22 protein-coding genes are annotated in these 25468 nt (G+C 29.7%); 14 read left to right on the top strand and 8 right to left on the bottom strand.

Annotation, left to right across the window (positions count from 1 at the left end; all coding sequences use genetic code 11):
• Positions 1 to 10 precede the first annotated feature (10 nt).
• Together AC2D6T_RS07310 and AC2D6T_RS07305 are read right to left on the bottom strand one after the other, a co-directional pair.
• On the bottom strand, positions 11 to 2257 hold the full coding sequence (locus tag AC2D6T_RS07310) for an inorganic phosphate transporter (protein ID WP_484681031.1): 2247 nt from the start codon (positions 2255 to 2257) through the stop codon (positions 11 to 13).
• Between the two features lie 80 nt (positions 2258 to 2337).
• The gene (locus tag AC2D6T_RS07305) at positions 2338 to 3564 is read right to left on the bottom strand and encodes a porin (RefSeq protein ID WP_484681030.1); all 1227 of its coding nucleotides are present in this window, start codon (positions 3562 to 3564) and stop codon (positions 2338 to 2340) included.
• Positions 3565 to 3900: 336 nt separating this feature from the next.
• Here AC2D6T_RS07305 and AC2D6T_RS07300 point away from each other — a divergent pair, with 336 nt between their 5' ends.
• Entirely contained in the window at positions 3901 to 6609 is a 2709-nt protein-coding gene (locus tag AC2D6T_RS07300) for a TonB-dependent receptor (protein ID WP_484681029.1), read from the top strand.
• A gap of 113 nt (positions 6610 to 6722) precedes the next feature.
• The gene (locus AC2D6T_RS07295; RefSeq protein WP_484681028.1) at positions 6723 to 7898 is read left to right on the top strand and encodes a hypothetical protein; all 1176 of its coding nucleotides are present in this window, start codon (positions 6723 to 6725) and stop codon (positions 7896 to 7898) included.
• Between the two features lie 60 nt (positions 7899 to 7958).
• Here the strand turns inward: AC2D6T_RS07295 and AC2D6T_RS07290 are convergent, their stop codons facing one another.
• Positions 7959 to 8408, bottom strand: a complete 450-nt coding sequence (locus tag AC2D6T_RS07290; RefSeq protein WP_484681027.1) for a cation transporter — start codon at positions 8406 to 8408, stop codon at positions 7959 to 7961.
• Between the two features lie 91 nt (positions 8409 to 8499).
• Here AC2D6T_RS07290 and AC2D6T_RS07285 point away from each other — a divergent pair, with 91 nt between their 5' ends.
• Positions 8500 to 9375 (top strand): DMT family transporter, encoded by an 876-nt coding sequence (locus AC2D6T_RS07285; protein WP_484681026.1) that lies wholly within the window; start codon positions 8500 to 8502, stop codon positions 9373 to 9375.
• Between the two features lie 111 nt (positions 9376 to 9486).
• Here the strand turns inward: AC2D6T_RS07285 and AC2D6T_RS07280 are convergent, their stop codons facing one another.
• Together AC2D6T_RS07280 and AC2D6T_RS07275 are read right to left on the bottom strand one after the other, a co-directional pair.
• Entirely contained in the window at positions 9487 to 11535 is a 2049-nt protein-coding gene (locus tag AC2D6T_RS07280; RefSeq protein ID WP_484681025.1) for a M16 family metallopeptidase, read from the bottom strand.
• 36 nt (positions 11536 to 11571) lie between these two features.
• Positions 11572 to 12885 (bottom strand): M16 family metallopeptidase, encoded by a 1314-nt coding sequence (locus AC2D6T_RS07275; protein ID WP_438988761.1) that lies wholly within the window; start codon positions 12883 to 12885, stop codon positions 11572 to 11574.
• A gap of 262 nt (positions 12886 to 13147) precedes the next feature.
• Between AC2D6T_RS07275 and rplU the strand changes: the two genes are divergently transcribed.
• The 11 genes from rplU (at position 13148) to AC2D6T_RS07220 (ending at position 23111) form a co-directional block, all read left to right on the top strand.
• The gene (rplU, locus tag AC2D6T_RS07270) at positions 13148 to 13690 is read left to right on the top strand and encodes a 50S ribosomal protein L21 (RefSeq protein ID WP_298949497.1); all 543 of its coding nucleotides are present in this window, start codon (positions 13148 to 13150) and stop codon (positions 13688 to 13690) included.
• A 27-nt stretch (positions 13691 to 13717) separates the two neighbouring features.
• Complete coding sequence (rpmA, locus tag AC2D6T_RS07265; protein WP_298949498.1) at positions 13718 to 13978, top strand: 50S ribosomal protein L27; 261 nt, start codon at positions 13718 to 13720, stop codon at positions 13976 to 13978.
• A gap of 93 nt (positions 13979 to 14071) precedes the next feature.
• Positions 14072 to 15364, top strand: a complete 1293-nt coding sequence (locus AC2D6T_RS07260; protein WP_484681063.1) for a 3-deoxy-D-manno-octulosonic acid transferase — start codon at positions 14072 to 14074, stop codon at positions 15362 to 15364.
• 2 nt (positions 15365 to 15366) lie between these two features.
• On the top strand, positions 15367 to 15924 hold the full coding sequence (locus AC2D6T_RS07255) for a YeeE/YedE family protein (protein WP_347186904.1): 558 nt from the start codon (positions 15367 to 15369) through the stop codon (positions 15922 to 15924).
• Positions 15925 to 15971: 47 nt separating this feature from the next.
• Positions 15972 to 16385, top strand: a complete 414-nt coding sequence (locus AC2D6T_RS07250) for a YeeE/YedE thiosulfate transporter family protein (RefSeq protein ID WP_347186903.1) — start codon at positions 15972 to 15974, stop codon at positions 16383 to 16385.
• Positions 16385 to 17377: a GTP 3',8-cyclase MoaA gene (gene moaA / locus AC2D6T_RS07245; protein WP_484681024.1), complete on the top strand. Its 993-nt coding sequence runs from the start codon at positions 16385 to 16387 to the stop codon at positions 17375 to 17377. The genes AC2D6T_RS07250 and moaA overlap by 1 nt, the downstream gene beginning before the upstream one ends.
• A 45-nt stretch (positions 17378 to 17422) precedes the next feature.
• Complete coding sequence (locus AC2D6T_RS07240) at positions 17423 to 18613, top strand: molybdopterin molybdotransferase MoeA (RefSeq protein ID WP_484681023.1); 1191 nt, start codon at positions 17423 to 17425, stop codon at positions 18611 to 18613.
• On the top strand, positions 18613 to 19086 hold the full coding sequence (moaC, locus tag AC2D6T_RS07235; protein ID WP_484681022.1) for a cyclic pyranopterin monophosphate synthase MoaC: 474 nt from the start codon (positions 18613 to 18615) through the stop codon (positions 19084 to 19086). Before AC2D6T_RS07240 ends, moaC begins: the two co-directional genes overlap by 1 nt.
• Positions 19087 to 19138: 52 nt before the next feature.
• Positions 19139 to 20245: a molybdenum cofactor guanylyltransferase gene (locus AC2D6T_RS07230; protein WP_484681021.1), complete on the top strand. Its 1107-nt coding sequence runs from the start codon at positions 19139 to 19141 to the stop codon at positions 20243 to 20245.
• Positions 20245 to 21345 (top strand): HesA/MoeB/ThiF family protein, encoded by a 1101-nt coding sequence (locus AC2D6T_RS07225; protein WP_484681020.1) that lies wholly within the window; start codon positions 20245 to 20247, stop codon positions 21343 to 21345. The genes AC2D6T_RS07230 and AC2D6T_RS07225 overlap by 1 nt, the downstream gene beginning before the upstream one ends.
• Positions 21342 to 23111 carry a MutS-related protein gene (locus AC2D6T_RS07220; RefSeq protein WP_484681019.1) on the top strand — a complete coding sequence of 590 codons (1770 nt, stop codon included), beginning with the start codon at positions 21342 to 21344 and terminating at the stop codon, positions 23109 to 23111. Before AC2D6T_RS07225 ends, AC2D6T_RS07220 begins: the two co-directional genes overlap by 4 nt.
• Before the next feature lie 19 nt (positions 23112 to 23130).
• Here AC2D6T_RS07220 and gldD read toward each other — a convergent pair whose 3' ends face one another.
• From gldD to AC2D6T_RS07205, 3 genes are read right to left on the bottom strand one after another with little or no spacing between them, the layout of a single operon-like run.
• Positions 23131 to 23682 (bottom strand): gliding motility lipoprotein GldD, encoded by a 552-nt coding sequence (gldD, locus tag AC2D6T_RS07215; RefSeq protein WP_484681018.1) that lies wholly within the window; start codon positions 23680 to 23682, stop codon positions 23131 to 23133.
• Positions 23675 to 25003, bottom strand: coding sequence for a gliding motility-associated protein GldE (gene gldE, locus AC2D6T_RS07210; RefSeq protein ID WP_484681017.1), 1329 nt, complete (start codon positions 25001 to 25003; stop codon positions 23675 to 23677). Before gldE ends, gldD begins: the two co-directional genes overlap by 8 nt.
• A gap of 19 nt (positions 25004 to 25022) precedes the next feature.
• The gene (locus AC2D6T_RS07205) at positions 25023 to 25460 is read right to left on the bottom strand and encodes a single-stranded DNA-binding protein (protein ID WP_484681016.1); all 438 of its coding nucleotides are present in this window, start codon (positions 25458 to 25460) and stop codon (positions 25023 to 25025) included.
• Positions 25461 to 25468 lie beyond the last annotated feature (8 nt).

The following is a 25468-nucleotide window of genomic DNA, read 5'->3' as shown; positions in this document are numbered from 1 at the left end:
TACTAAAGTTTTATTGTTTTGTGGTTAAATGAAACTCTTCGTAAGTCTGTAATAAGTTCATTAAAGCACTCACTAAATCTTTAGTTTCTAATAATACACTAAAATACAAGGTTGTGTTTTTAGGACTTGTTTCATCGGTTCTAATTCTTGCAACTTGATTTTCTACAGAGCTAGAAACTTTTACAAACAATTCTTGTTTCTCTATTAAAATATCGTTTAAATTATCGAAAGTTCTGTTTTCAAAAATTTCTGACACTCTGTTTAAAAGATCAGATAAATCCTCGTCTATATGTTTTAAATCTTTTAATTGTCCTTTCTTTAAGTTTTTATGATTGTTATTTACATGCTTGTAACTTGCTCTAGAAATATAACTAATAGATTGTGCTACATCTTGTAAATAACCCAATACCATAATATAAAATCTACTAGCTTGTACAGAAGTTTCATCTAAAGATTTTATAAAATAGAACACACCATCTTTTAAACCATCAATTTCATCATTTAACTTTCCAACGTGCTTATCTGTTTTGCGCAGTTTATTTAAATCATGATTTGACAGGTCATTAACCACATTTGTGTATAATTTATTAATACGTGTTGCAACTTCTGCAATATGGTCAGCACTCTCTTCTATAACTCCGTTTATAGTAATTAATTCAGCTCTTTCTATGTATTCTTGTTTTTTAACTTCTTTGCTTTTATTTCTGTGTATTAAAGTATTTCTACCAATTAATATCGCAACAACAGCTAATAAAATCGGAATCATTACCATATCCCAACTAATTAAGTATGCCACAATAGCAGCAGCTAAAAAGGCAGTTATAGCAGTCAAAAACCAGCCACCAATTACATTAATTACACCTGCAACTCTATATACAGCACTTTCACGACCCCAAGCTCTATCTGCTAAAGAAGTACCCATAGCCACCATAAAAGTTACATAAGTTGTAGAAAGTGGTAGTTTCATAGAAGTTGCAATAGATATTAAAATACCAGCAACAATTAAGTTTACAGCAGCTCTAACTAAATCGAAAGCAGGTAACTCGTAAGTTTTAGATTTTGGTAAATCTATAACTGGTTTTTGAAATTTAGAATCTATAAATACTAATGTCTTTTTTGGTACAATATAACTAATGCCCTTATTTATAGACATAGATGCTCTAACAACGATTCTAGATAATGGGTTTGGTTTAAATTTTTCATGCCCTTCTCCTTGTCTAGATAAATCAATTCCTGTTTTTATTACGTTTTGCGCTTTACTAGATGTCCATAAAGTAACTACCATAATAGCACCAGCAATTAATAATAACCAAACATTAGAAGGCACTTTCTTTGCTAAAATACCCATAGAAAATGAGTCTGCAGCAACACCAGAAATTTCCCAGGCTTGGTAAGAATTCCATGCAGCAATTGGTACACCCACAAAGTTTACCAAGTCGTTACCTGAAAAAGCCATTGCTAAAGAAAACGTACCAACTCCAATAATTAACTTTAAAATATTAATTTTAAAAGCCTGAATTAAAAGTTGAGAAATCAAAGACCATGCTACAAAACTTGCAGCTATAATTGTAACCGTATTTCCTTCAATTAAAAATTTTATATTACTATAAAAAGGAGTTCCTTTTAAACCTTTGATAATGATAAAGTAGGTAATTGCAGTAATTGCAAAACCACCAAAAAGTGCATTAATATAGGTTGCTCTTTTTTCAAAATTAAAAGAATAAATTAATCTAGAAATAAATTGAACAATAGCACCAACAGAAAAAGCAACTACTACAGAGAGTAAAATTCCGTTAATAATTTGTATGGCTTTTTTATGGTTGATATAATTCCAAATATCACCTAATGAATGTGCATCGTTTGCAGAGATCTTTAATAATGAAATACAAACTGCAGCACCTAACAATTCAAAAACAATAGAAACTGTGGTAGAGGTTGGCATTCCTAAAGAGTTAAAAATATCTAATAATAAGATATCTGTAATCATAACTGCCATAAAAATGAACATGATGTCTTGAAACATGAACATACTAGGGTTAAAAATTCCTTTTCTTGCAACTTCCATCATACCACTAGAGGTAATTGCACCAAAGAAGACTCCTAAACTAGCAATAATCATAATTTTCTTTACAGAAATTGCTTTAGAGCCAATGGCTGAATTTAAAAAGTTAACGGCATCATTACTAACACCAACTACAAGATCTACAATAGCTAAAACAGCTAAAGCAACAAGCATTAAAATATATGGATCTCCCATTTTTTCTTAAAATTTAGTTTTGCAAAATTAGTAACACTTTTTGTTTCAAATGTTACCTTTATGTTATATAATTTAATATTTTAAAAATGAATATCTACCTGAAATCTATACATTAGTTGATTGGTTTTAAAACCAATATCTGTATAGCTTACATCTGTTTGTACTTTTAATTTATGACCAACAATATATTTAGATAATCCTAGAGTATACATGTTTTCTGCACCTTTACCAGTAATATTTTGATCGAAAGTAATATTTGTATAACGCGCTGAAAGCTCAACTGTTTTAGAAAGTAAATAACCTGTTTGTAAATTTAAACCATTCCCTACTTGTACAACATCTCCTGTTAGAGAACCATCAGAGTTTTTTGAAAATGGGTCTGCTGCATCTCTATAAGCATATTCTCCCATAAAAGAAAAACCTTTGTGCTTGTACATAGCATCTATGTAAAATGTGGTAATGTCTGTTTGATAAAATGCTGCACCAGAACCTTCTGATGTGCCATCTATATACATATAAGAACCTTGATTACTTCGTGTTTTAGAAGCATCATTATTTAAATCGTAGTTAAAAGCCAAAGATAGTTTTGGTGTTGGTTCAAATTTTAAATCACTTCCTTTATAATCTCCCTTTCCAGTAAAATCTCCAAAAGGAAATAATTCTACTCTTGCTGTGTATTGATATCCACCTTGGTTTCCTCTTGTAATATTTCTACCTTCACCTTGTGAAATTGCATAAATATGTTTTATTAAAAATTTATCAGACAATTTAAATTTGTGCCTTAACTGTACACCTATATCTCTATCAATAGTAAATCTACTATTTAGTAAAGAACGATCTACCATTTGTAAATCTCCAGAAGAAATTACACGTTCTCTGTTACCTGGTAATTTTGTTTGACCTAACCAAACAACCCAGTTTCCAGAAAAATTCCATTTTAAAACGGCATCTAAAATTTGTCTTGGTGCATCATGTGTATAGTAAGAAGCGCCAGATTTATCTCTATTAGATAAACCCAACTCTAGTTTATATTTTAATTTGGGTGAAAAAGCCCAACCATCAAACTTTAAACGAGATCTTCTAATTAACATAGAAGAATAAGGATTTGATAATCCGTTTTCTGCATCCCAACCAGCAATTGCTAATGTTTGAAATCTTGCACCTATTTTCATAGTCCAAGTACTATCTTTTCCAACTAGGTTAAACAAGCCTTTTCCAAACTTAGGTGCATTTGATTTTTGAGCATAGGTATTTAAACATACCATTACAATTATACTTATAGATATAAGTATCGATTTTAAATTCATAATTTATTAATTTTTGACGTTGCAAATAACTAACAAACATGTTAAGGTAATGTTAATGCAATATTATTAAAACAAAAAAAGCTGCCTTATTTAAGGCAGCCTGTCATTTAAATAGTCGTCAAAAACTAATAAATTAAAATGACTAAAAATCTTTAAAAGATTATAACAAATATAGATATATGACTTTGTGCTACTGTTTTCTTAAAATTAATAAAAAGTTAATAAAAAGGTATTACTTAACATTATAATAATAATTGCCTAATACAAAGATAATTTACAACTAACATAGACTTTACAAAATTAATAGACTTTTGGCCCAGTAAATAAAACATAAAAATGAAGAAAATTCTATTTATTGCTTTAGTAGCATTAAGTCAAGTTTTAACAGCGCAAAACAAGGGTACTTTAAAAGGTTTATTAACAGATAAAGAAACCAATAATGAGCCATTACCTTTTGCAAACGTAGTTATAAAAGGTACCACAATTGGTGCTACTACAGATTTTGATGGTAACTATTCTATTAAAGTACCAGCAGGTACACATGTAGTACAATTTAGTTTTTTAGGGTATAAAACCATAGAAAAAACGTTTACCATAAAAGCTGATGAAACAATTGTAATTAACCAATTAATGTCTGCATCAGAAGGTGTTTCTTTAGATGAGATTGTTGTAAAATCTTCTACAAGTAAAGAAAAAACAAGTGCTTTAATTTTAGAGCAAAAGAAAGCAGTTTCTATTAAAACAAGTATAGGAGCTCAAGAATTATCTGTAAAAGGTGTTTCTGATGCTGAGGGTGCTGTTACAAAGACAGCAGGTGTTTCTAAAGGTTCTAAAAATATTGTTGTTAGAGGTTTAGGAGACAGATACAACTCTACAACCTTAAATGGTTTACCATTACCTTCTGATGACCCTGAATACAAAAATATTTCTTTAGATTTTTTTGATACAAGTATCATTAAAAACATAGGTATTAACAAGGTGTTTACTTCTGAAATTGCTGGTGATGTTGGTGGTGCAAATGTAGATATTGTATCAAAAGAATTAATTAAAAAAAGTTTATTAAATGTTGGTGTTTCTGCAGGTATAAATACACAATCAGTATCAAAAGAATTTTTAACAATTGATGGTACCAACAGGTTTGGAACTCAAAATTTATCTATACCAGTAAATGATTTAGGAAACTATTCTTTTGGAAATTCTTTCAAGCCAAACAGTCAAAACTTTCAAATGAATAATAGCTTCTCTTTTGCTGGAGGAAAAAAGTATGACATTAAAGATGATAGTTTTAGCTTTTTTGTTGTTGGTGCTTTTGATGCCGGTTATAACTTCTTAGAAGGTAATATTAAACAAACTACAAGTGCAGGAGCTATTTTTCAGGATCAAGATTTTTCTAAATACGAATACAATGTTTCTCAAGTAGTAATGGCAAACTTAAAATATAAGTTTGATGCCGGTCATAGCATTGCCTACAACCACTTATTTATTCATAACAATAAACAGTCTATTGGAGATTATTTTGGAGAAGTAAATCCAGAACAAGATGGCGATTTGGAGTTTCAAAGAAGACAACAAACAAATAATAATGAGGTCTATGTAAACCAGTTTTTAGCAAACTACAAATTTTCTGATAGATTCAATTTTGAAGCAAAGGTTTCTTTAAACTTTATTAGAGGAAATGAGCCAGATAGAAGAACAAATAAATATTTATTAAGAGACGATTTTTATAGTCCACAAACTAGTTCTGCAGGAGAAAATGAACGTTTCTATTCTAAATTAGAAGAAAATGATTATGCTGCTAAAGGAAAATTTAGTTATAAATTAAAAGACGATGAAGAAGATATTAGTGTTTTAGAATTTGGTGGAGATTATAGATATACAGAACGTTTATTTTCTGCAACAATTTTTAATCATGATTTTTCTACAAGGGTAGCAATAGATATCGAAAATCCAGATGCTGTTTTTAACCAATCTTCTATTGATAATAATATTTTCGAATTAGAAACTGGTAGAGGTAATGGAAGTAATCCAAATGCTTTTGTACCTTTTACATATAGAGGTAAAAGACAAATATTTGGTGCTTTTGGTAATGCCGTTTATCAGATAAGTGATAATTTAATAGCTTCAGCTGGATTAAGATTTGAGAAAATTCAACAAAGAGTTACTTTTAATACAAACATTGCACAATCTTCTGTAGAAGGACCCTCTTTTTTAGATAGAATTTATGTTCTACCAAGTTTTAATATAAAGTATAACTTTAATGAAAATAGTATTTTTAGATTAGCAGGTAGTCAGACCTATACATTCCCTCAGTTTAAAGAAACAGCACCTTTTAAATATCAAGATGTTACTTTTTCAAGTCAGGGTAATGCTAATTTAAAACCCTCTGATACTTATAATTTAGATGCTAAATACGAGTATTATTTCTCATCATCAGAATTAATTACATTTACAGGATTTTATAAATTTATAAAAGACCCAATTTCTAGAAGTGAAATACCATCTGGAGGTAATACACTTACTTATTTGAATGTTGGTAATGATGCTAGTGTGTATGGTATTGAACTAGAGGCAAGAAGAAAAGTTGTTGAAAAAGAAGAACAAGATTTAGAAGTTTTTGCAGGTTTAAATACATCTTTCTTAGTATCAAATGTAAATTTAGATAGTGGTTCTGTAGCTCAATTTACAAACGCAACAAGTGATTTAGAAGGTGCTACACCTTTCTTATTAAATGCAGATATTTCTTTAAATAAAAAAATTAACGATAACACTTTAATCTCTTCGTTAGTATTTAATTATTTCAGTGAAAGAGTTTACTCTGTAGGAACAAGAGGGTTTGAAAATGTATTAGAAAAAGGAATTCCAACTTTAGATTTAGTTTCCTCTTATCAATTTAATAAAAATTATAGTGTAAAACTAAAAGCAACAAATTTATTAAATCCTGATTTCCAATTAACAAGAGCAGGTTTTAATGGAGGAGATAATGTTGTGTTAAGAAATTATAAAAAAGGTGTTAACCTTAGTTTAGGGTTTACGTATAATTTCTAATAAAGTAACAGAAACCATAACAATTCTTTAAGATTTAGATAAAATAAATAAAACAGTACAAAATTAGCTTTGTTGCAGATAATAACAATAAAATCTAATCAAATTAAAAAAAAATGAAAAAAACAATTTTAACAATCGTAACCATTTCTGCTTTAATATTTACAGGATGTTCTTTAAGTGATGATGATAACATTGGAACTGGAAATAATGGTGGACAAGTTACTTCTCAAAATTTAGCTGGTAACTTAACAACAGATTTAACGTTAAGATCTGGAGTTGCACATAACTTAATTGGTACATTATTAGTAAAATCTGGATCAACATTAACTATAGAAGCTGGTACAACTATAAATGCTTTAGCAGGTGGTACAGATGTTTATATTCTAGTAGAAAGAGGAGGTAAAATTATTGCTGACGGTTCTGCTGATAATCCAATAAAATTTACATCTAATGCAACTGTTCCTAAACCTGGAGATTGGGGTGGTATTATCATTAACGGCAATGCACCTATAAGTCGTCAAACTGGAACAGATAGTAATGCTGCAACAGAAGTAAACAATGGTATTTTCTTTGGTGGCTCAGATGCTGCTGATGATTCAGGGATTTTAGACTATGTAATTATAGAATATTCTGGAGCAAGAATTGATGATGAAGCAGAACACAATGGTTTAACTTTAAATGGAGTAGGCACAGGAACAACAATTTCTAACATCGCTATTTTTTATGGTGATGATGATGCAATTGAGTTTTTTGGTGGAACTGTAAATACTGAAAACATATTAGTAGTAAATGCTAAAGATGATATGTTCGATTTTTCTCAAGGTTATGCAGGTACTTGTACAAACTTATATGGTATAAGAGAGAATGGCTATACTGCTGTAACTTCTGACCCAAGAGGTATTGAAGCAGATGGTAATTTAGATGGTAATTCACCTTCTGATATTAACGAATCTAACTTTACAGTTAATGGTGTAACTATTATTAATAATGCAGATGGTGTAGAAATGTCTGATGGTATCAAAGTAAGAAGAGATGCTACTGCAACAATTACAAATGCATATTTAGCATTAGGTGCTGGAGCTATTTTTGGTGATGTGATCGATTTACAAGATAGTAAAACAGATTCAACTGATGCTACTTCAGTAACAGCTGTTGCTAATACTGCTAACGGTTTAGATATTACAGATGTTAAAAATACAACATCTGGTGGAGCTACAATAAATCTTTCTGCAGGAACAACTGGTGGTGCAGATGCTACTGTATTCGCTTGGACAGGTTACCAGTTTTAAGAATTAAATTTAATTAAATAAGCAGGCTTTAAGCCTGCTTTTTTTGCTTTTAATAAAAACTTATTTTGTGCCTTCTGTAGCGCAACAAGCCATTTTACAGTCTTCTTTACATTCTTTTTTAGAAGCCATTTTGTTTTCGCAATCTTTTTTACAATCTTCAGTACAAGCATGAGCTGTTTTAGTTGAAGTAGAAGTTACTTTAGAACTTTCTAAAGCTTTATACATATCTCCACCTGCAATACCCTCTACAAATGCAATTAAATCCTTTTTAGAGGTTGTATTAGCATCAAATTCAATATTGGCAATACTATCTGTAAAAATAACTTTAGCGTCTAAAACACCTTCTTTTTTAGATAATTTAGATTGAATGGTTTTTGCACAACCAATTTCACAAGTCATACCAGAAATAGCAAGAGCTACACTTTCTTTTTTAACTGTTTTGTTTTCTTTGCAAGCTGTTATTACAAACAAGGCAATTGCAAAAGCGTAAAATATTTTTTTTGACATCATAATATTTAGTGATTAAATTATATTGCAAATTTATTAATAATCGCCTTTATATTTCAATAATTGTAACATTTTTGCAGTTAGAATAAAATTTATGAACAAGCAACAGCAAAAATGGCTATACCTTATCTTACTTTCATTGGTTTGGGGTAGTTCTTTTATCTTGATGAAAAAAGCATTGTTAGGCGTAACTCCCATACAATTAGGTGCTTTAAGAATGTTGTTTACAGCCATTTTTTTGCTTTCTGTTGCACCAAGATCGTTAAAGAAAATTCAAAAAAAGCATTATAAATATATCTTCTATACTTCGCTTACAGGAACGTTTATACCTGGTTTTTTGTTTGCTTTTGCCATTACAACTATAGATAGTTCTATTGTTTCTATTTTAAATTCTTTAACACCATTTTTTACACTTATTTTTGGAGCCATATTATTTGGTTTTGCATTTAAAAGAAATCAGTTATTAGGTATTTTAATTGGTTTGGTAGGGACTTTAATTTTGATTTTAAAAGGAGCTGAATTAAATCCAAATCAGAATTATTGGTATGCTGTATTAATTATTATTGCCTCTTTTGGTTATGCTTTAAATGCCAACATGGTTAAAAAGTATTTGTACGATTTAAATGCATTATCTATCGTAACAGGTAATTTTTTATTGTTGCTTGTACCAGCATTTATGGTACTATTTTTTACAGATTTTTTTACCACTTTTCATTTTCAAAATAAAGTTTTAATGCAGTCTTTAGGATATTTAGTAATTCTCTCTGTGGTTGGTACAGGAATAGCAAAAACTATTTATAATAAGTTAGTACATATTTCAGATCCTGTTTTTTCATCTTCTGTAACTTATTTAATTCCTTTAGTGGCTATTTTTTGGGGTCTTTTAGATGGCGAAAAGCTAAGTTTAATTCAGATATTTTCGGGTGTAATTATTTTGGTGGGTGTTTATTTGGTAAATAAGAAGAAGTAATTTTAAGTTCAACGTTCAAAGATCAAAGTTTATTTTTTAAAAATTAAAAACAAAAAAAGAGCCAAAAATTAATTTTTGACTCTCTGTATTTATTTTGATTTCTAATTTTGATTATTCAAAATCAACATCAGAAACCCCTTCATTTACTTTTATTTCTTTCACAGTAAGATTTAGGTCTATTGGTCCCATTTTGGTTGAAATAGTATGTGGAAACAGAATTCCACTTACTTCTTTATAATCAGAAAAGTTGGTTGGTGTTTTCCCCTCTTTTCCATCAGGAGTTTTTGTTATTTTAACTTCCTTTATTTTTAAACCAGAAGCCATATCATAAAAAATTTCTGTATCGTTATATTTTAAAACGATAGCATTTTCACCTTCAATTGGCTCTATTCTCAGCAATTCTCCTGCATTGTAATGTAAGTCGCTAAACAATGTATTAGACGCTTTAGCTTCTGCAATTTGTGCTGGTTGCATGTCTATTTTTTGTCCTCTAGCTTCTTGATAACCGTTTTCGCCATTAAAAACCATTTTCTGCATTGTGTTTCCCATTACAGAAATAACTAAAGATGTTTTGTTTGGTTCTGCAGCCTTTGTAGTCATAACAATTGGAGTACCTTGAATGGTTGCGTTTGCTAAAGTCATCTTAGTTTTTACAGCCATAACTTTGTCTTTACCACCAATGGCTTCAAAATACTTATTTACTACAGTTTCAGCGGTCATTCCTTCAGGAATTGGCATTGTCATTGCAGGTTTTTCTGTTGGGTTTCCTTCTTTGTCAAAATAATTAATTATATAATCTGTTTTTTCAAGATTTTTAAGAACTTCAATTCCCTTTCCTGTAACTACAATTCTTGCTTTATCTCCTCTAAAGTATTTAATTGCAGCATTTTGTACATCGTCTAAAGTTACGGCTTTTATATTTTTTATGTAGTTTGCATAAAAATCTTTTGGTAAGTTGTAACGTGCAATATTTAATGCAAAATTAGCTACCGTTCTTGGTTTTTGAACATCCATTACAAAACCACCAATATATTCTTCTTTAGAATTTTCTAATTCTTCTGCAGTAACTTTTTGGTAACGTATTCTGTTAATTTCTTTTTGTAATTCTACCACAGAACTATCTGTAACCATATTTCTAACACTAGCAGTTGCTCTAAAAGTACCAGCATATCTGCTTTGTCTTAAACTAGAATAAGAGCCATAAGTGTATCCTTTATCTTCTCGTAAATTCATAAATAAACGTGCAGTACCACCACCACCAAGTATGTTGTTAGCTATTAAAGCAGCATAGTAATCTTTATCTCCTAAAGTTAAATCGACATTGTTAATAATTGCAATTTCAGATTGAACAGCATTGTCCATATTTACAAAATTAATTTCTGTAGTAGCAACATTTTTGGTTACTGGCATAGTGTACGCAGGAATTGTTCCTTTTTCCCAATCTGCAAATAGAGATTTTACTAATTTTTTTATTTTTTTGGTATCAATATCCCCTTCAATTACTAAATACGCATTGTTGGGTCTGTAATAAGTATTGTAGTTGTTTTTAATGTCTTTTAAGGTAATTTTTTTTACACTTTCTTTAGATGTAAATTCTCCCAAAGGATGATTTCTACCATATGTTAATACATTTTCTACGCGCCTAGCTGCAGCAGTTACACTTTTTTCGCTAGATTTTAAGCCATCTAAAGTAACTTGCACCTCTTTATCAAACTCTTCTTTTGTAAATTGAGAATTTTTTACACCATCTGCCATTAACTCTAAGATTTCTGGGAAATATTTTTTTAGAGAAGATGCAAAAGCACCAGAACTAAAAAAAGAAACGTTAGCTCCTAAAAAGTCTACTTTTTCATTAAACTCATCTTTAGTAATATTAGAAGTTCCTCTTCCCAATAAACTACCCATCATGCTAGAAACTCCAGCAATTTCACCTTCTAAATAAGGTTTATTGTCTATAGTTAAACTTGCAGAAGCTCTTGGTAGTTTGTTGTTTTCTACCATAATTACTTTTAAACCATTTTTTAAGGTAAAAGTTTTTGGTTTTCCTAATTTTATTACAGGATCTGGACCAGCTTCTGGCATTTTACTTCTATCTATTTGTGCCTGTACAGTTAAAGACAGCATACATAGTGTTATAAAATATATTATTTTTGTTTTCATAATTTATGTCTTTGTGTTATAAATCAGTAATCGATTTTATTTTTCTTTTGGTAAATATTCTAACGTTAATCTCTGATTAGGATTTAAATATTTTTTTGCAACATCTCTTATTTCTTCTCTAGTAATAGATCTAAAAATATCAATCTCTGTGTTTATTAGATTTGTATCACCATACAAAACATTGTAACGTGCCAAAGAGTTTGCAATACCTTCTACACTAGAATTAGAGTTTACAAAATTATTTTCGAACTGATTTTGTAATTTTTGATAATCTCTTTCTGAAATTAAATCTGTTTGCATCTTTACAATTTCTTCGTCGATTTCTTTTATAATATCTGCTAATTTAGTTTCACCTTGTGGTAAACCATATAAAATATAAGTTCCATAATCCTCTTGACTCGCGTTAATTGCACCTGCTTGCAATGCCATTTTTTTATCATCTACTAATTTTTTGTACAAAACAGAACTTCTACCAGAACTTAAATAAGAAGAAATCATATCTAAAACTCTAGAGTCTCTAGTTTTCATAGAAGGTGTTCTATAAGCAGCCATAATTGCTGGTATTTGAATATTTGGGTCATATCCTTTAGCCGTCATTGGCTCTGCAATAGGATCTTCTTTAGGGAAGTTCTTTGTAACCTCTGCACCTCTTGGTATTGGACCAAAATAATCTTCTACCATTTTTTTTGTGGTAGTAAAATCTATATCTCCAGCAACAACTAAAGTTGCGTTGTTTGGTACATAAAACTTTTTATTAAAAGCTAAAAATTCATCTAGAGTGGCAGCATCTAAATGCTCCATTTTACCAATAGTAGTCCCTTTATAAGGATGTTTTTTAAAGATGTTTTCTTTAACATATTCTAAAAAACGAGAATAAGGTTGATTGTCTACACGTAACCTTTTTTCTTCTTTTACAACTTCATTCTGTGTATCTACACCCTCTTGTTTGATAATTGGGTGTAACAAACGCTCAGACTCCATCCACAAACCTAATTCTAATTTGTTAGATGGGAAAATCTCATAATAATACGTTCTATCGTCTGTAGTATTTGCATTATTTCTACCACCATTGGAGGAAACTATTTTAAACCATTCTCCTTTTTTAATATTTTTAGTTCCTTCAAAAAGAAGGTGTTCAAAAAAGTGAGCCATTCCAGTTCTATCCGATTGCTCGTCTTTTGCACCAACATGATACATTACAGAGGTTACAACTACTGGTGCAGAAGTGTCTTTGTGCAAAATTACATGCATACCATTATCTAAATCATACTCCTCAAATTCTACTTTCTGTGCATTTGCAGACAATGCAATTAACACAGCAAAAGCAAGAGTTAAAATACTTTTTTTCATTTATTTTTTATTTAATTAATACTTGTTTATTTATTTGACGCCACCAAAATGTATTTGTTACAATTTGGAAACATATTTTTTGATTTGCTCAAAAATAGTAAGAATATTAGTAAGCTAGAAAATTAATAGTATTTATTTGGCTGATTTTAATGCTATTATTTTTTTAATCAGTGTTGTAGGATTGCAAAAAAAATGTATATTTGCACCCGCATTTTAATTAAATAAATGCAACTAATAAGTATAAATACGCAAAACAAATAGTATGTACGCAATCGTAGAGATAGCAGGGCAGCAGTTTAAAGTAGCAAAAGACCAAAAAGTATACGTTCATCGTTTACCAGGAGAAGAAGGATCAAAAGTAACTTTTGATAACGTTCTTTTAACTGATGATAATGGAACAATATCTATTGGCGCCCCAGCTATAGAAGGAGCCGCAGTAACGGCCAAAATTTTAGGTCACTTAAAAGGTGATAAAGTAATCGTTTTCAAAAAGAAAAGAAGAAAAGGTTACAGAAAGAAAAATGGACACAGACAAGCTTTAAGTGAGATTCAGATAGAATCTATTGCTACAAGCGGTGCAAAAAAATCAGCAAAAAAAGAAGCTGCTCCTAAAAAAGAAGTTGCTTCTAAAAAGGTAGCTGCTCCAAAAAAGGAAGTTGCTCCTAAAGCTGAGGTAAAAGAAGCTGCAACAACAGATTATAGTTCTATGACTGTTGCTCAATTAAAAGTTGCTGCAAAAGAAGCAGGTATCAAAGGATATACTTCTTTAAAGAAAGCAGAATTAATTGAAGCTTTAACTAAATAAAAATTTCAATTTTAAAACCATATTATCATGGCACATAAAAAAGGAGTAGGTAGTTCGAAAAACGGTAGAGAATCAGAATCGAAACGACTTGGAGTAAAAATATTTGGAGGACAAGCTGCAATTGCAGGTAACATTATAGTTCGTCAAAGAGGTACAACACACAATCCAGGAGAAAACGTTTACATGGGTAAAGATCATACTTTACATGCAAAGGTTGATGGAATTGTAGAATTCGAAAAGAAAAGAAATAACAGATCTTATGTATCTGTTACTCCATTTGAGGCTTAAGAAATTAAGTTTTAAAAAAAATAGTAAAGCCCAAACATTTTTAATGTTTGGGCTTTTGCTTTTATAAATAATATGTTTTGTACTTTTACAGGCATGAAATTCTTGTACAACCTTGCAATTTTTTTAACCTCTATTTTACTACCCATTGTAGCAATTTTTAGTAAAAAATTAAAACTTTTTGTAGAAGGTAGAAAGCAAACTTTTTCTAAAATAGAGACCTTAAAAAATAAAAAAGTTATTTGGTTTCATGCAGCTTCTTTAGGCGAATTTGAGCAAGCAAGACCTATCATAGAACAACTTAAAAATAAGGGAAAAAGTTATAAAATAGTAGTTACTTTTTTCTCGCCTTCAGGGTATGAGATTCGTAAAGATTATCCATTAGCAGATGTAGTTTGTTATTTACCATTAGACACTAAAAAAAACGCTAAAAGATTCATCAAAGAAGTAAATCCAAAACTAGCTGTTTTTATAAAATATGAATTTTGGCCAAATTTCTTAAACGAACTTAAAAATAAGGAGATTCCTACCATTTTAGTATCTGGTATTTTAAGAGAAAAACAACTGTTCTTTAAAAGTTATGGTGGTTTTATGCGAAAATCTTTAAACGCTTTTCATCACTTTTTTGTGCAAGATGTAAATTCAGAAAAATTACTAAATTCCATCAATTTTAAAAATGTTACAGTTGCAGGTGATTCTCGTTTTGATAGGGTTTCTAAAATTTTAAAACAAGACAATCATTTAGATTTTATTTCAGCATTTAAAGATAATAAATACACGATTGTAGCAGGTAGTACCTGGCAAGAAGATGAAGAATTATTAGTACATTATATCAATAATAAAGCCTCAGAAAAAGAGAAATTTATCATTGCACCTCATACTATTAAAAGTGACTCTATTGAAGCTTTACAAAAAGCTATTAATAAAAAAAGTATTCTTTATTCTGATGTTATTTCGAGCTCAGTTGATAAATTTTTAGAATTAAAAGAAACCCAAGTATTTATCATTGATACCATAGGAATTTTAACCAAAATATACGCTGCTGCAGATTTGGCTTATGTTGGTGGAGGTTTAAAAACAGGGTTGCATAATATTTTAGAACCTGCAACTTTTGGTATTCCTGTTATGATTGGCTATAAATACGAAAAATTTAAAGAGGCTGTAGATTTGGTTAATATCGGAGGTTGCATTTCTATTAAAAATCAACAAGAGTTTACAGAAAATTTAGAGCATCTTAAAAATGATGCAAATTTTAGAAAGTTAACAGGCACCATTAACAAAAAATATATTGCAGATAATTTAGGTGCCACAAAATTAATTATGAATTATATAAATAATCATTTAACAATGTTAGGTAAAACGCATTCTAGCACTCAAAAAAACAAATAACTATGGATTTTATATTACAACCTTGGCCTTGGTATGTTGCAGGCCCGTTAATAGCACTTGTACTATTTTTAATGTTTTATTTTGGTAAAAAATTTGGGGTTTCTACAACCCTAGAAACCTTTTGTACTTTAAGTGGGGCAAACAAATTATCAAACTATTTTAAAAATGATTTAAAAACACAAAAATGGCGCTTGTTTTTTGCAGCAGGCATCTTTTTAGGTGGTGTTATTGCTGCAAATTTTTTAACTCCAAACCAGTCTGTAAATTTAAACCCAGATACAGTGCTAGAAATGGCAAGTTTAGGTTTTGCAGATGGAGGAAAAACTTTTTTACCAAAAGAAATATTTAGTGTAGAAGCACTCTTATCCGTGAAAGGTTTTTTAATTTTAATTGGTGCTGGTTTTTTAATCGGTTTTGGGTCACGTTATGCAGGTGGTTGTACTTCTGGGCACTCTATAACTGGCTTAAGTAGTTTACAAATGCCTTCTTTAATTGCTACAATTGGTTTTTTTGTAGGCGGATTAATTATGACCTGGTTTTTAATTCCTTTAATTTTTTAGACCATAATTAAGATTTTATAAAATATCATAACTAAAAAAATATTTAAATGAAAAATATCAAACTACTAATTTTAGGAATTTTATTCGGAATCGTCTTAAGCAAAGCAGAAATTATATCTTGGTATAGAATTTACGAAATGTTTAAATTTCAATCTTTTCATATGTATGGCATTATTGGAAGTGCTGTTGTAATTTCATTTTTTTTAATGCAATTATTTAAAAAAGGAATTATAAAAGATGAAGCTGGAAATAAAATTAAAATAGAAGAAAAAGAAAAAGACTTTAAAAGAACTTTTTTTGGAGGAACAATTTTTGGTTTAGGGTGGGCATTATCAGGTGCTTGTGCAGCCCCATTATTTGCACTTTTAGGCTATAGTTTTTTACCAGCATTCATAGTTTTAATTGGTGCAATTTTAGGTGCATTTGTATTTGGACTAGTTAGTAAAAAGCTACTTAATTAATGAGTAAATTAACAGACAATTTTGGTAGACAGATAGAATATGTTCGTCTTGCTGTTACAGATCGTTGTAATTTGCGTTGCCAATATTGTATGCCTGCTCACGGAATAGAAATTGTACCTAGGCAAGAGTTACTCACCTTTAAAGAAATGTATCGTTTAATTCGTGTTTTAACAGAATTAGGCGTTAAAAAAGTACGTTTAACTGGTGGCGAACCTTTTGTTCGTAAAGATTTTGTGGGTTTTTTAGAAATGTTGTCTTACAACGATTTGTTAGATGCCATTAATATTACTACAAATGGCGCTTTAATCTCACATCACCTAGATAAAATTGAGCAACTAAAAAATGTAAAAAACATCAATTTAAGTATTGATAGTTTACAACGAGATAAATTTTTGAAAATAACCAGAAGAGATGTGTTTCCAGAAGTATATAAAACTTTTGAATTGCTAGAAAAAAGCAACTTAAATTTAAAGTTGAATGTAGTAGTACAGTCAGGCTTTAATACCGATGAAATTGTAGATTTTGTAAGACTCACAAAAGATAAAAATGTAGCGGTTCGTTTTATTGAAGAAATGCCTTTTAACGGAAAAGGCCAACGTGAAATGCAAGAAAATTGGACGTTTAAAAAAATCTTAGAAGAAATAAAAACCGAGTTTATAGTTGATGAAATTCAATCAGAAAAATCATCAACTTCTAGAAATTATAAAATAGAAAATCATCTAGGCACTGTAGGGATAATACCTGCATTTACAAGAACTATTTGTAATGATTGCAACCGAATTCGGATAACAAGCACAGGCACTTTTAAAAACTGTTTGTTTGATGATGGCGTTTTTAATTTGAGAGATTTTATAAGAAATGGCGCAAGTAACAACGATTTAAAAGAGCTTTTTTTATCTTTAGTAAAAGAAAAACCAGAAAATGGTTTTATAGCAGAAGTAAATCGTAAAAAAGGCGATGTTTCTGAGAGTATGAGTACAATTGGAGGTTAGAAAAGTGTAATCGTGTAAATGTTTAATTTTATAAACCAGTAGCCAATGATTTCAGTAGAAGAAGCAAAAAATATCATTTTAAACGCAACTCAAAATTTTGGAGTTGAAGAAATTCCATTTATAAAATCTGTAGGTAGAATTTTAAAAGAAGATATTGTTGCAGACAGAGATTTTCCACCATTCAATAGAGTTTCTATGGATGGTATTGCGATTGATTTTAATGTTTTCCAAAACGGACAAAGAGCCTTTAAAATTCAAGCAATTCAACCTGCAGGAAGTCCACAAATTACACTACAAAACAAAGAAAACTGTTTAGAAGTAATGACAGGTGCAGTATTGCCCAATAATACAAATGTGGTTATTAGATATGAAGATGTAGTTATCAAAAATGGAGTTGCATCAATTCAAGTTAACGAGGTTAAAGAATTACAAAATATTCATCAAAAAGGAAAAGATAGAAAGTCTGGAGATGTTTTAATCAACAAAAATAAAGTTATTTCTGCAGCAGAAATTGGGGTGTTAGCAACCGTTGGCAAATCAAACATAAAAGTTGCAAAACTACCCAAAGTTATAATTATTTCTACTGGAGATGAATTGGTAAAAGTTACAGCAAATCCTTTGCCACATCAAATTAGAAGATCTAATGTGTTTACTTTAGTTTCTTTATTAGAGCGATTGAATATTTCTTCAGAAACAGATCATATTACAGATGATAAACCCATTTTAAAACAAAAAATCGTAAACTATTTAAAACAATTTGATGTGTTGCTTTTTAGTGGGGCAGTTAGCAAAGGAAAATTTGATTTTTTACCAGAAGTTTTTACAGAATTAGGGGTAGAAAAATTATTTCATAAAGTAACACAAAGACCAGGAAAACCATTTTGGTTCGGGCAAACTGAGAATTGTAAAATTTTTGCATTTCCAGGGAATCCAAATTCAACGTTTGTAAATTGTTTAGCGTATTTTTATCCATGGTATTACAAATCTGTTGGGGTAGAAGTGCAAGAAGAAACTGCCATTTTAAAGGAAGATGTTACTTTTAAACCGAATTTAACCTACTTTTTACAAGTACAATTAAGTGATAAATTCGGGCATTTATTAGCAACACCCATTCAGGGAAATGGTTCTGGAGATTTAGCAAGTTTGGTAAATGCAGATGCTTTTATTCAGTTGCCAAAAACAGAGAAGTCACTTTTTAAACAAGGTGAGAATTTTCCAATTATAAGATATAGATAATGAGCAATTTTACCCACATCAACAAAAAAGGAAACCCTAAAATGGTAAATGTTTCTGACAAGAAAATTACCAAAAGAACTGCTATGGCAAAAGCAACTATGTTTTTAGGAAAAGAGGTTATTTCTAATTTTACAAATAATGAATTAAATACCAAAAAGGGGCCCGTTTTTCAAACAGCAATTATAGCAGGAATTCAAGGTGTTAAAAAAACTTCTGAGCTAATTCCTATGTGTCATCCTTTGTTGATTAATGGTGTAGATATTAACATAAATATTGCAGATAATGAATGTATAGAGGTGTTTTGTAAAGTGACTATTGAAGGGAAAACAGGAGTAGAAATGGAAGCTTTAACAGGCGTAAATATTACCTGTTTAACCATTTATGATATGTGTAAAAGTATCAGTCAACAAATGGTGATTAAAGAAGTAAAATTGATAGAGAAAACAGGAGGAAAATCGGATATAAAGAATTAAAATATCTCCTCGAGCCCAGTCGCTAGGTTAAAGGAAAAAACTGCAACACAAAATGAAAAACCACAAAAAACATACAAATTTAAAAAGAAGAGATAATGATAACTTTGCACCTAACGAAATTGCAATTTTAGGAACAAATTGTACTACAATTGCTAATTTAGTTAATAAAGTTTCACAAAAATTATCCAATTTTAAATTAGCTTATTTTGATGCTTCTCATGTAAAAGATGTTGAAAAAAATATATTATCTGAATATACTTTTCATCACAAAGGAAATGTACAAATAACCACTTCTGGAAAGCTAAATAAATACCAACAACGTTTAGATTTTGCACAATTTGATTCTGTGTTTATCAATGGAAACCATTACCAAGCAGCAAAACAAATTCTAGTTTTAGATGAAGCAAAAGAAGCTTCTGTGTTAAAAAGATTAGAGCAATTAGATTGTATACAGTTTATTGTAAAACTGAAAAAAGAAACTGAGTTTTTCGATTTTTTAGTTGAAAAATATCCAAACATAAAAAACAAGATTTGTTATACCATTGATCAAGTTGATCAAATAGCAAATCACATTCATAATTTGATTCAAGAAAAAATTGCCCCCATAAAAGGTTTGGTTTTGGTAGGTGGAAAAAGTACCAGAATGGGACAAGATAAATCTGAACTTGTTTATTTTGGAAAACCTCAAAAAGAAGTTGCTAAAGAATTATTGGAAAACAACAATTTAAAAACGTTTTATTCTGTTGAAAAAGCCACAAATAATGTAGACGAAATTTCAGATAAATTCTACAATTTAGGTCCATTTGGTGGCATTTGTTCTGCGTTTCAGAAAGATCCAAATTCGGCTTGGTTTGTTTTGGCAACAGATTTACCTTTTGTAAATAATAAAGTAATAGAGTTCTTATTAAACCATAGAAATCCAAGTAAAGTTGCCACGGCAATTAAAGGAAAAACTAAGCAATTTGTAGAGCCATTAATTACAATTTACGAACCAAAAGCGTATCCTATTTTATTGCAATATTTAGCACAAGGCTATTCATGTCCGCGTAAAATGCTTATCAATTCTGATGTAGAAATCGTAGAAATTGATGATGATTTGATTAGAAATGTAAATACACCTGAAGAGTTTGAAATGGCTATAAAAGAGATTGTAAAGTAATGAATAAAAACCAACTTTTCAAACGTCAAATTACTTTATCAGAGATAGGCGAAATTGGACAAGAAAAATTACAAAATGCATCAGTTTTGGTAATTGGTTGTGGTGGTTTGGGCAGTCTTATTGCAGTGTATTTGGCTTCAAGCGGAATTGGAAAATTACATTTGGTAGATTTTGATACAGTAGATATTACCAATTTGCATAGGCAGGTTTTTTATACTTTAGAAGATGTTGGCAAACCAAAAGCAGCAATTTTACGAACGTTTATAGAACAAAGAGCACCTTTTACTGAAGTTAGTTTTAACAATAAATTAGTTACAAAAGAAAATGTTTTCGAGTTGATTGAAAATGTAGATATTGTAGTAGATGGAACAGATTCTTTGCCCACAAAATATTTATTAAACGATGCTAGTGTTATCAAAAACAAACCTTTGGTATATGGCTCTTTGTATAAGTTTGATGGTTATGTAGCAACTTTTAATGTGTTGCAAAAAGATGGAAGTTATTCAGCAAATTTAAGAGATGCTTTTCCAGAAATGGCAACAGAAATTCCTAATTGTGAAGAAGCAGGAACACTAAACTCTATTGTAGGTTTGATTGCTACACAACAAGTAAATGAGGTTTTAAAACTGGTTACAAAAACAGGAAAACCTTTAACGAATGAGTTGTTAATTTATAATTCGCTACAAAATACACAGTTAAGAATAAAGTTAAAACCAAGTGTTTTAGAAGCTAACATTGCCAAGATTTTTAGCATGCAAACCTATGTTGATGCTTTATGCGTAGGTCAAAATCCTGATTGGCAAATATCATCACAAGAATTAAAAGAACAACTATCTATTCAATCAGCATCTAAAAACCTAGAAATTATTGCAGTTTTAAATAATTTAGAATTGCCTTTTCAGGTTGATAAAACCATACATATTAATGATTTTGATGCAGAAAAGATAGCGGTAGATTTTAATAAAACTTATGTAATGGTTTGTCAAAGAGGACTTAACAGTTACAAAGCTACAGAAAGGCTAAAAAAGAAATATCCAGATTTAAAAGTACTAAATTTAACGGGTGGAATTTCTACATACAAAACACAAGTAAGCTCATGAAAAACCCTTTAAAATTTTACTCAAAAAGACTAAAAAACCTAGAAGAAAAAGCAGCCGATTTAAAAAAGAAATCTGTAAACTTAAGTATTTTTAGGTTTGCTGTGTTTTTAGGAACTTGCTTTTTAGTTTACCTAACTTTTGGGACTTATCCAGATGTTTTTATCATTGCTTTTTTAGGAGTTGTCTTGTTTGCTTTTCTGGTTGTTAAACATCTAGACTTAAAAAGGAAACGAAATATAGTCTCTAAAAAAATAGATATAAATACTACAGAAATTAAAGTTTTACATCGAGAGTTTTATCACTTAAAAACAGGTAAAGAATTTATAAATCGTACACATTTTTACAGCAATGATATAGATTTGTTTGGTGTAGGTTCTTTTTTTCAATATCTAAATAGAACCGTAACAAAAGATGGTAAAAAAGAGTTGGCAACTCTTTTAACAGCAAATAAAACCGATGAAATTTTAGCCAAACAAGAAGTTGTAAAAGAGCTATCAAAAAAAACAAAATGGAGGCAACACTTTAATGCCATAGCTAGTTTGGTAACTGTAAAAAATACTTCTAATTTTATTACAAATTGGATTGTAAATTACAAACAAACATTACCCAATGTTTTAAACATTTTCACAAAAGTGTTTTCTGTTATTTCTGTATTGTTGATTGGTTTGGTTTCTGTTGGTTTTCTATCTTTCAATTATATGCTTGCCTGGTTTTTCTTTGGGTTGTTTATAATCGGAATATTTTTAAAAAAGACCAGTAAATTATATGCAGAAACAGATAAAGTTAGAGAAACATTTAAACAATATTATGAATTGTTAAATGAGATCGAAAACGAAGAATTTACCTCAGAAATTCTATTACAAAAGCAAAAAATTATTACATCAGAACATAAAAATGCCTCTACAATTTTTAAAAAATTTGCTAGAATTTTAGATGCTTTTGACCAGAGAAATAACATTATAATTGCTGTTTTTGGCAATGGCTTATTCTTATCTGAAATTGCGAACGCATACAAAGTAGAAAAGTGGATTGCAACTTATAAACATACTGTAAAAAAATGGTTTGAAGTAGTTGCTTTTTTTGATACACAAAACGCATTAGCTAATTTTCATTTTAATCATCCAAAATTTATTTTTCCAGAGATAACTACACAAAAACAAATTATAAAAGCTACCAATTTAGGACATCCATTATTGAATGCAGAAAAAAGAATAGACAATAATTTTACAATTGATAAAGCACAATTTTTTATTGTTACAGGAGCAAATATGGCTGGTAAAAGCACGTTTTTAAGAACAGTTTCCCTATCAATAGTAATGGCAAATTGTGGCTTGCCAGTTTGTGCTGCAAGTTTTAAATATCATCCTATAAAACTAATTACAAGTATGAGAACTACAGATTCTTTACCAGAAGATGAGAGTTATTTTTACTCGGAGTTAAAACGTTTAAAGTTTATTGTTGATGAAATTGCACAAGAAGATTACTTTATCATTTTAGACGAAATTTTAAAAGGAACCAATAGCAAAGACAAGGCAATTGGCTCTAAAAAATTTGTAGAAAAATTAACAAAATCAAAATCTACAGGAATTATTGCAACACACGATGTAAGTTTATGCGAATTAGAAAATGAGTTTTCTAGCATAGAAAACTATTATTTTGATGCAGAAATTACTAATAATGAATTACATTTTGATTACACTTTAAAAAGCGGTGTTTGTAAAAATATGAATGCTTCTTTTTTATTGAAGAAAATGAAGATTGTTTAGAGAAAGCAATTAAGACTTTTTAGGGTATCCATTTGATCGTTTCTATTAACTTTAAAATATCTTTTTTAAGATATGCTATTGCAGGTAGAATAGAATCATAATTGGGTTTTGCATAAAAGTACAAAGAGCCTTTTAAGAAGTTTTTAGTGCTATCTGTAGCGTGAAATTGTATATGAGAAGCTGCATTACCCGTAATTTCGTAAATACTAGCAAATACTCTTTTTTGGGAATTTGTATAATCTTTAGGAATTATTTGTTCTGCTTTTATAGCGTGTTTAAATACCAGTTTCTCTGCCTCTGTTAAAAGCTCTTTTATGTTATTATTTACAGGTCTATAAGTAATATCTATTGATGCTTTTAAGTTTGGGTACTTAATGGTAAGCCAATTGTTGGGTTCATTAATTACTTTGGTATTTTTTAAAACATCAAAACTGTAAGGTCTTTTTAACTTTAGTTTTTGGTAGTTTTTTTTTGGATATTTTAGACTTAAATAGGCTGTTGGTTTTGGTAAAGTATCTTCTTTACATCCTAAAAAAATTAATACAAAAAAAAAGAAAAAAAGGTTACGCATTTCTGGTTGCTTTTACTTGTTTTATGCGTTTTTTATCTAACGCCTCTATGGTAAACGTATAATTCTTAAAGTTTATTTTCTCTCCCTTTTTTGGAAATTTCCTAGAAATTTCTAAAATAAAACCTGCTAGGGTTTCGCTTTCTCCTTTTTCTTCTTCAAAAATTTCTTCATTTTCATCATCTAAAACTCGGCAAAAATCTTTTATGCTTGTTTTTCCTTCAAAAATAAAGTTGTTGGCGTCTATTTTAGAGTAGGTTAAATCATCGTCATCAAATTCATCGTTAATATCACCAACAATTTCTTCTATTACATCTTCTAAAGTAACCAAACCACTTGTACCACCATATTCATCAACAACAATGGCTAGGTGATTTTTTATGGCTCTAAAATCGCTTAATAAATCGTCTAATTTTTTGTTTTCTGGAACAAAAAAAGGCTCTCTTAAAAGGTTTTGCCATTTAAAAGATTTTTTATTGAGGTGTTCTAATAAATCTTTAGCATATAAAATACCAATAATATTGTCGATATTTTCTTTATAAACAGGGTTTCTAGAATACCCGTTTTCTAATATTTTTTTTAAAACTACTTCATAAGGCTCGTCATCAGAAATGGCAAAAATATCTATTCTAGGTTTCATTATTTGCACAGTTTCTGTGTTACCAAAATTTACAATTCCTTGTAAAATTTTTTGCTCGTCTTTACTTGTAGCACCTTGTGATGTAAGCTCTAAGGCTTGTGATAAAGTTTCTACAGAAAAGTTTGTGCCTTTGCTACCTAGTTTTTTTTCTATCCATTTTGTTAAGCTAATTAATGGCAAACTAAAAGGAGTTAATAATACACTTACAAAATTGATAAATTTAGACATGGTTTTAGAAAAAGTAAGCGCATTTCTAGAGGCATATACTTTTGGTAAAACTTCGCCAAATAATAAAATTAAAAAAGTTACTAATATAATTTCTATTAAAAAACGAACGGGTACTGTAAAATAATAGAGGTCTACATCTAAATTAAAATCGCCAAAAAGGGTTTCTGCCATAGATGCGAATAACAATACAATTAAAATATTTATAAAATTGTTTGTAATTAATATGGTTGCTAATAATTTTCTGGGGCTTTCTAAAAGAGTAACCACAATGTTTTCTTGTTTTCCGTTATTAGAAAGTTCGTTTAAATCTGTTTGAGATAAAGAAAAAAAAGCAACTTCTGTTCCAGAAACCAAGGCAGAACTTATGAATAACGCAATTAATAAAATTCCATTTATGGTGGTTATAAAATCGAAAGAGGCTAATAGAAAATATAAAGATTCGGGATCTGGATCCAAAATTTATGAGTTTAAATGGTTAAAAAGGTAAATCGTCATTTTCTTCAGATGTAATAGACGGTGTTTGCTCTGCTTTAGTTGGCTTGCTTTCTAGTGGTGCAGCAGTATTTGTATCTGCATTCTTTTTTGTTGTTAACATGGTCATTTCTGTTACAACAACCTCTGTAGAGTAGCGTTTAATACCATCTTGTTCCCACTGTCTGTTTTTTAATTTGCCTTCTACGTATACTTTATCTCCTTTTGCCAAGTATTTTTCACATACTTTAGCCAACCCATTTCTAACAACAATATTGTGCCAATCTGTATTGGTTACTTTTTCGCCACTTTGTTTGTTGGTATAACTCTCTGAGGTTGCAATAGGAAAACGACCTACACAATTTTGATCATCAAAATAATGCATTTTTACATCATCGCCTAAATTACCTATTAAAATTACTTTGTTTATTGTTCCTGCCATAGCTTGTT

The sequence above is a fragment of the Polaribacter sp. YIW18 genome (assembly GCF_057219325.1).
Note: the sequence above shows the minus strand (reverse complement) of the source record. Positions and strands in the feature narration are given on the sequence as shown.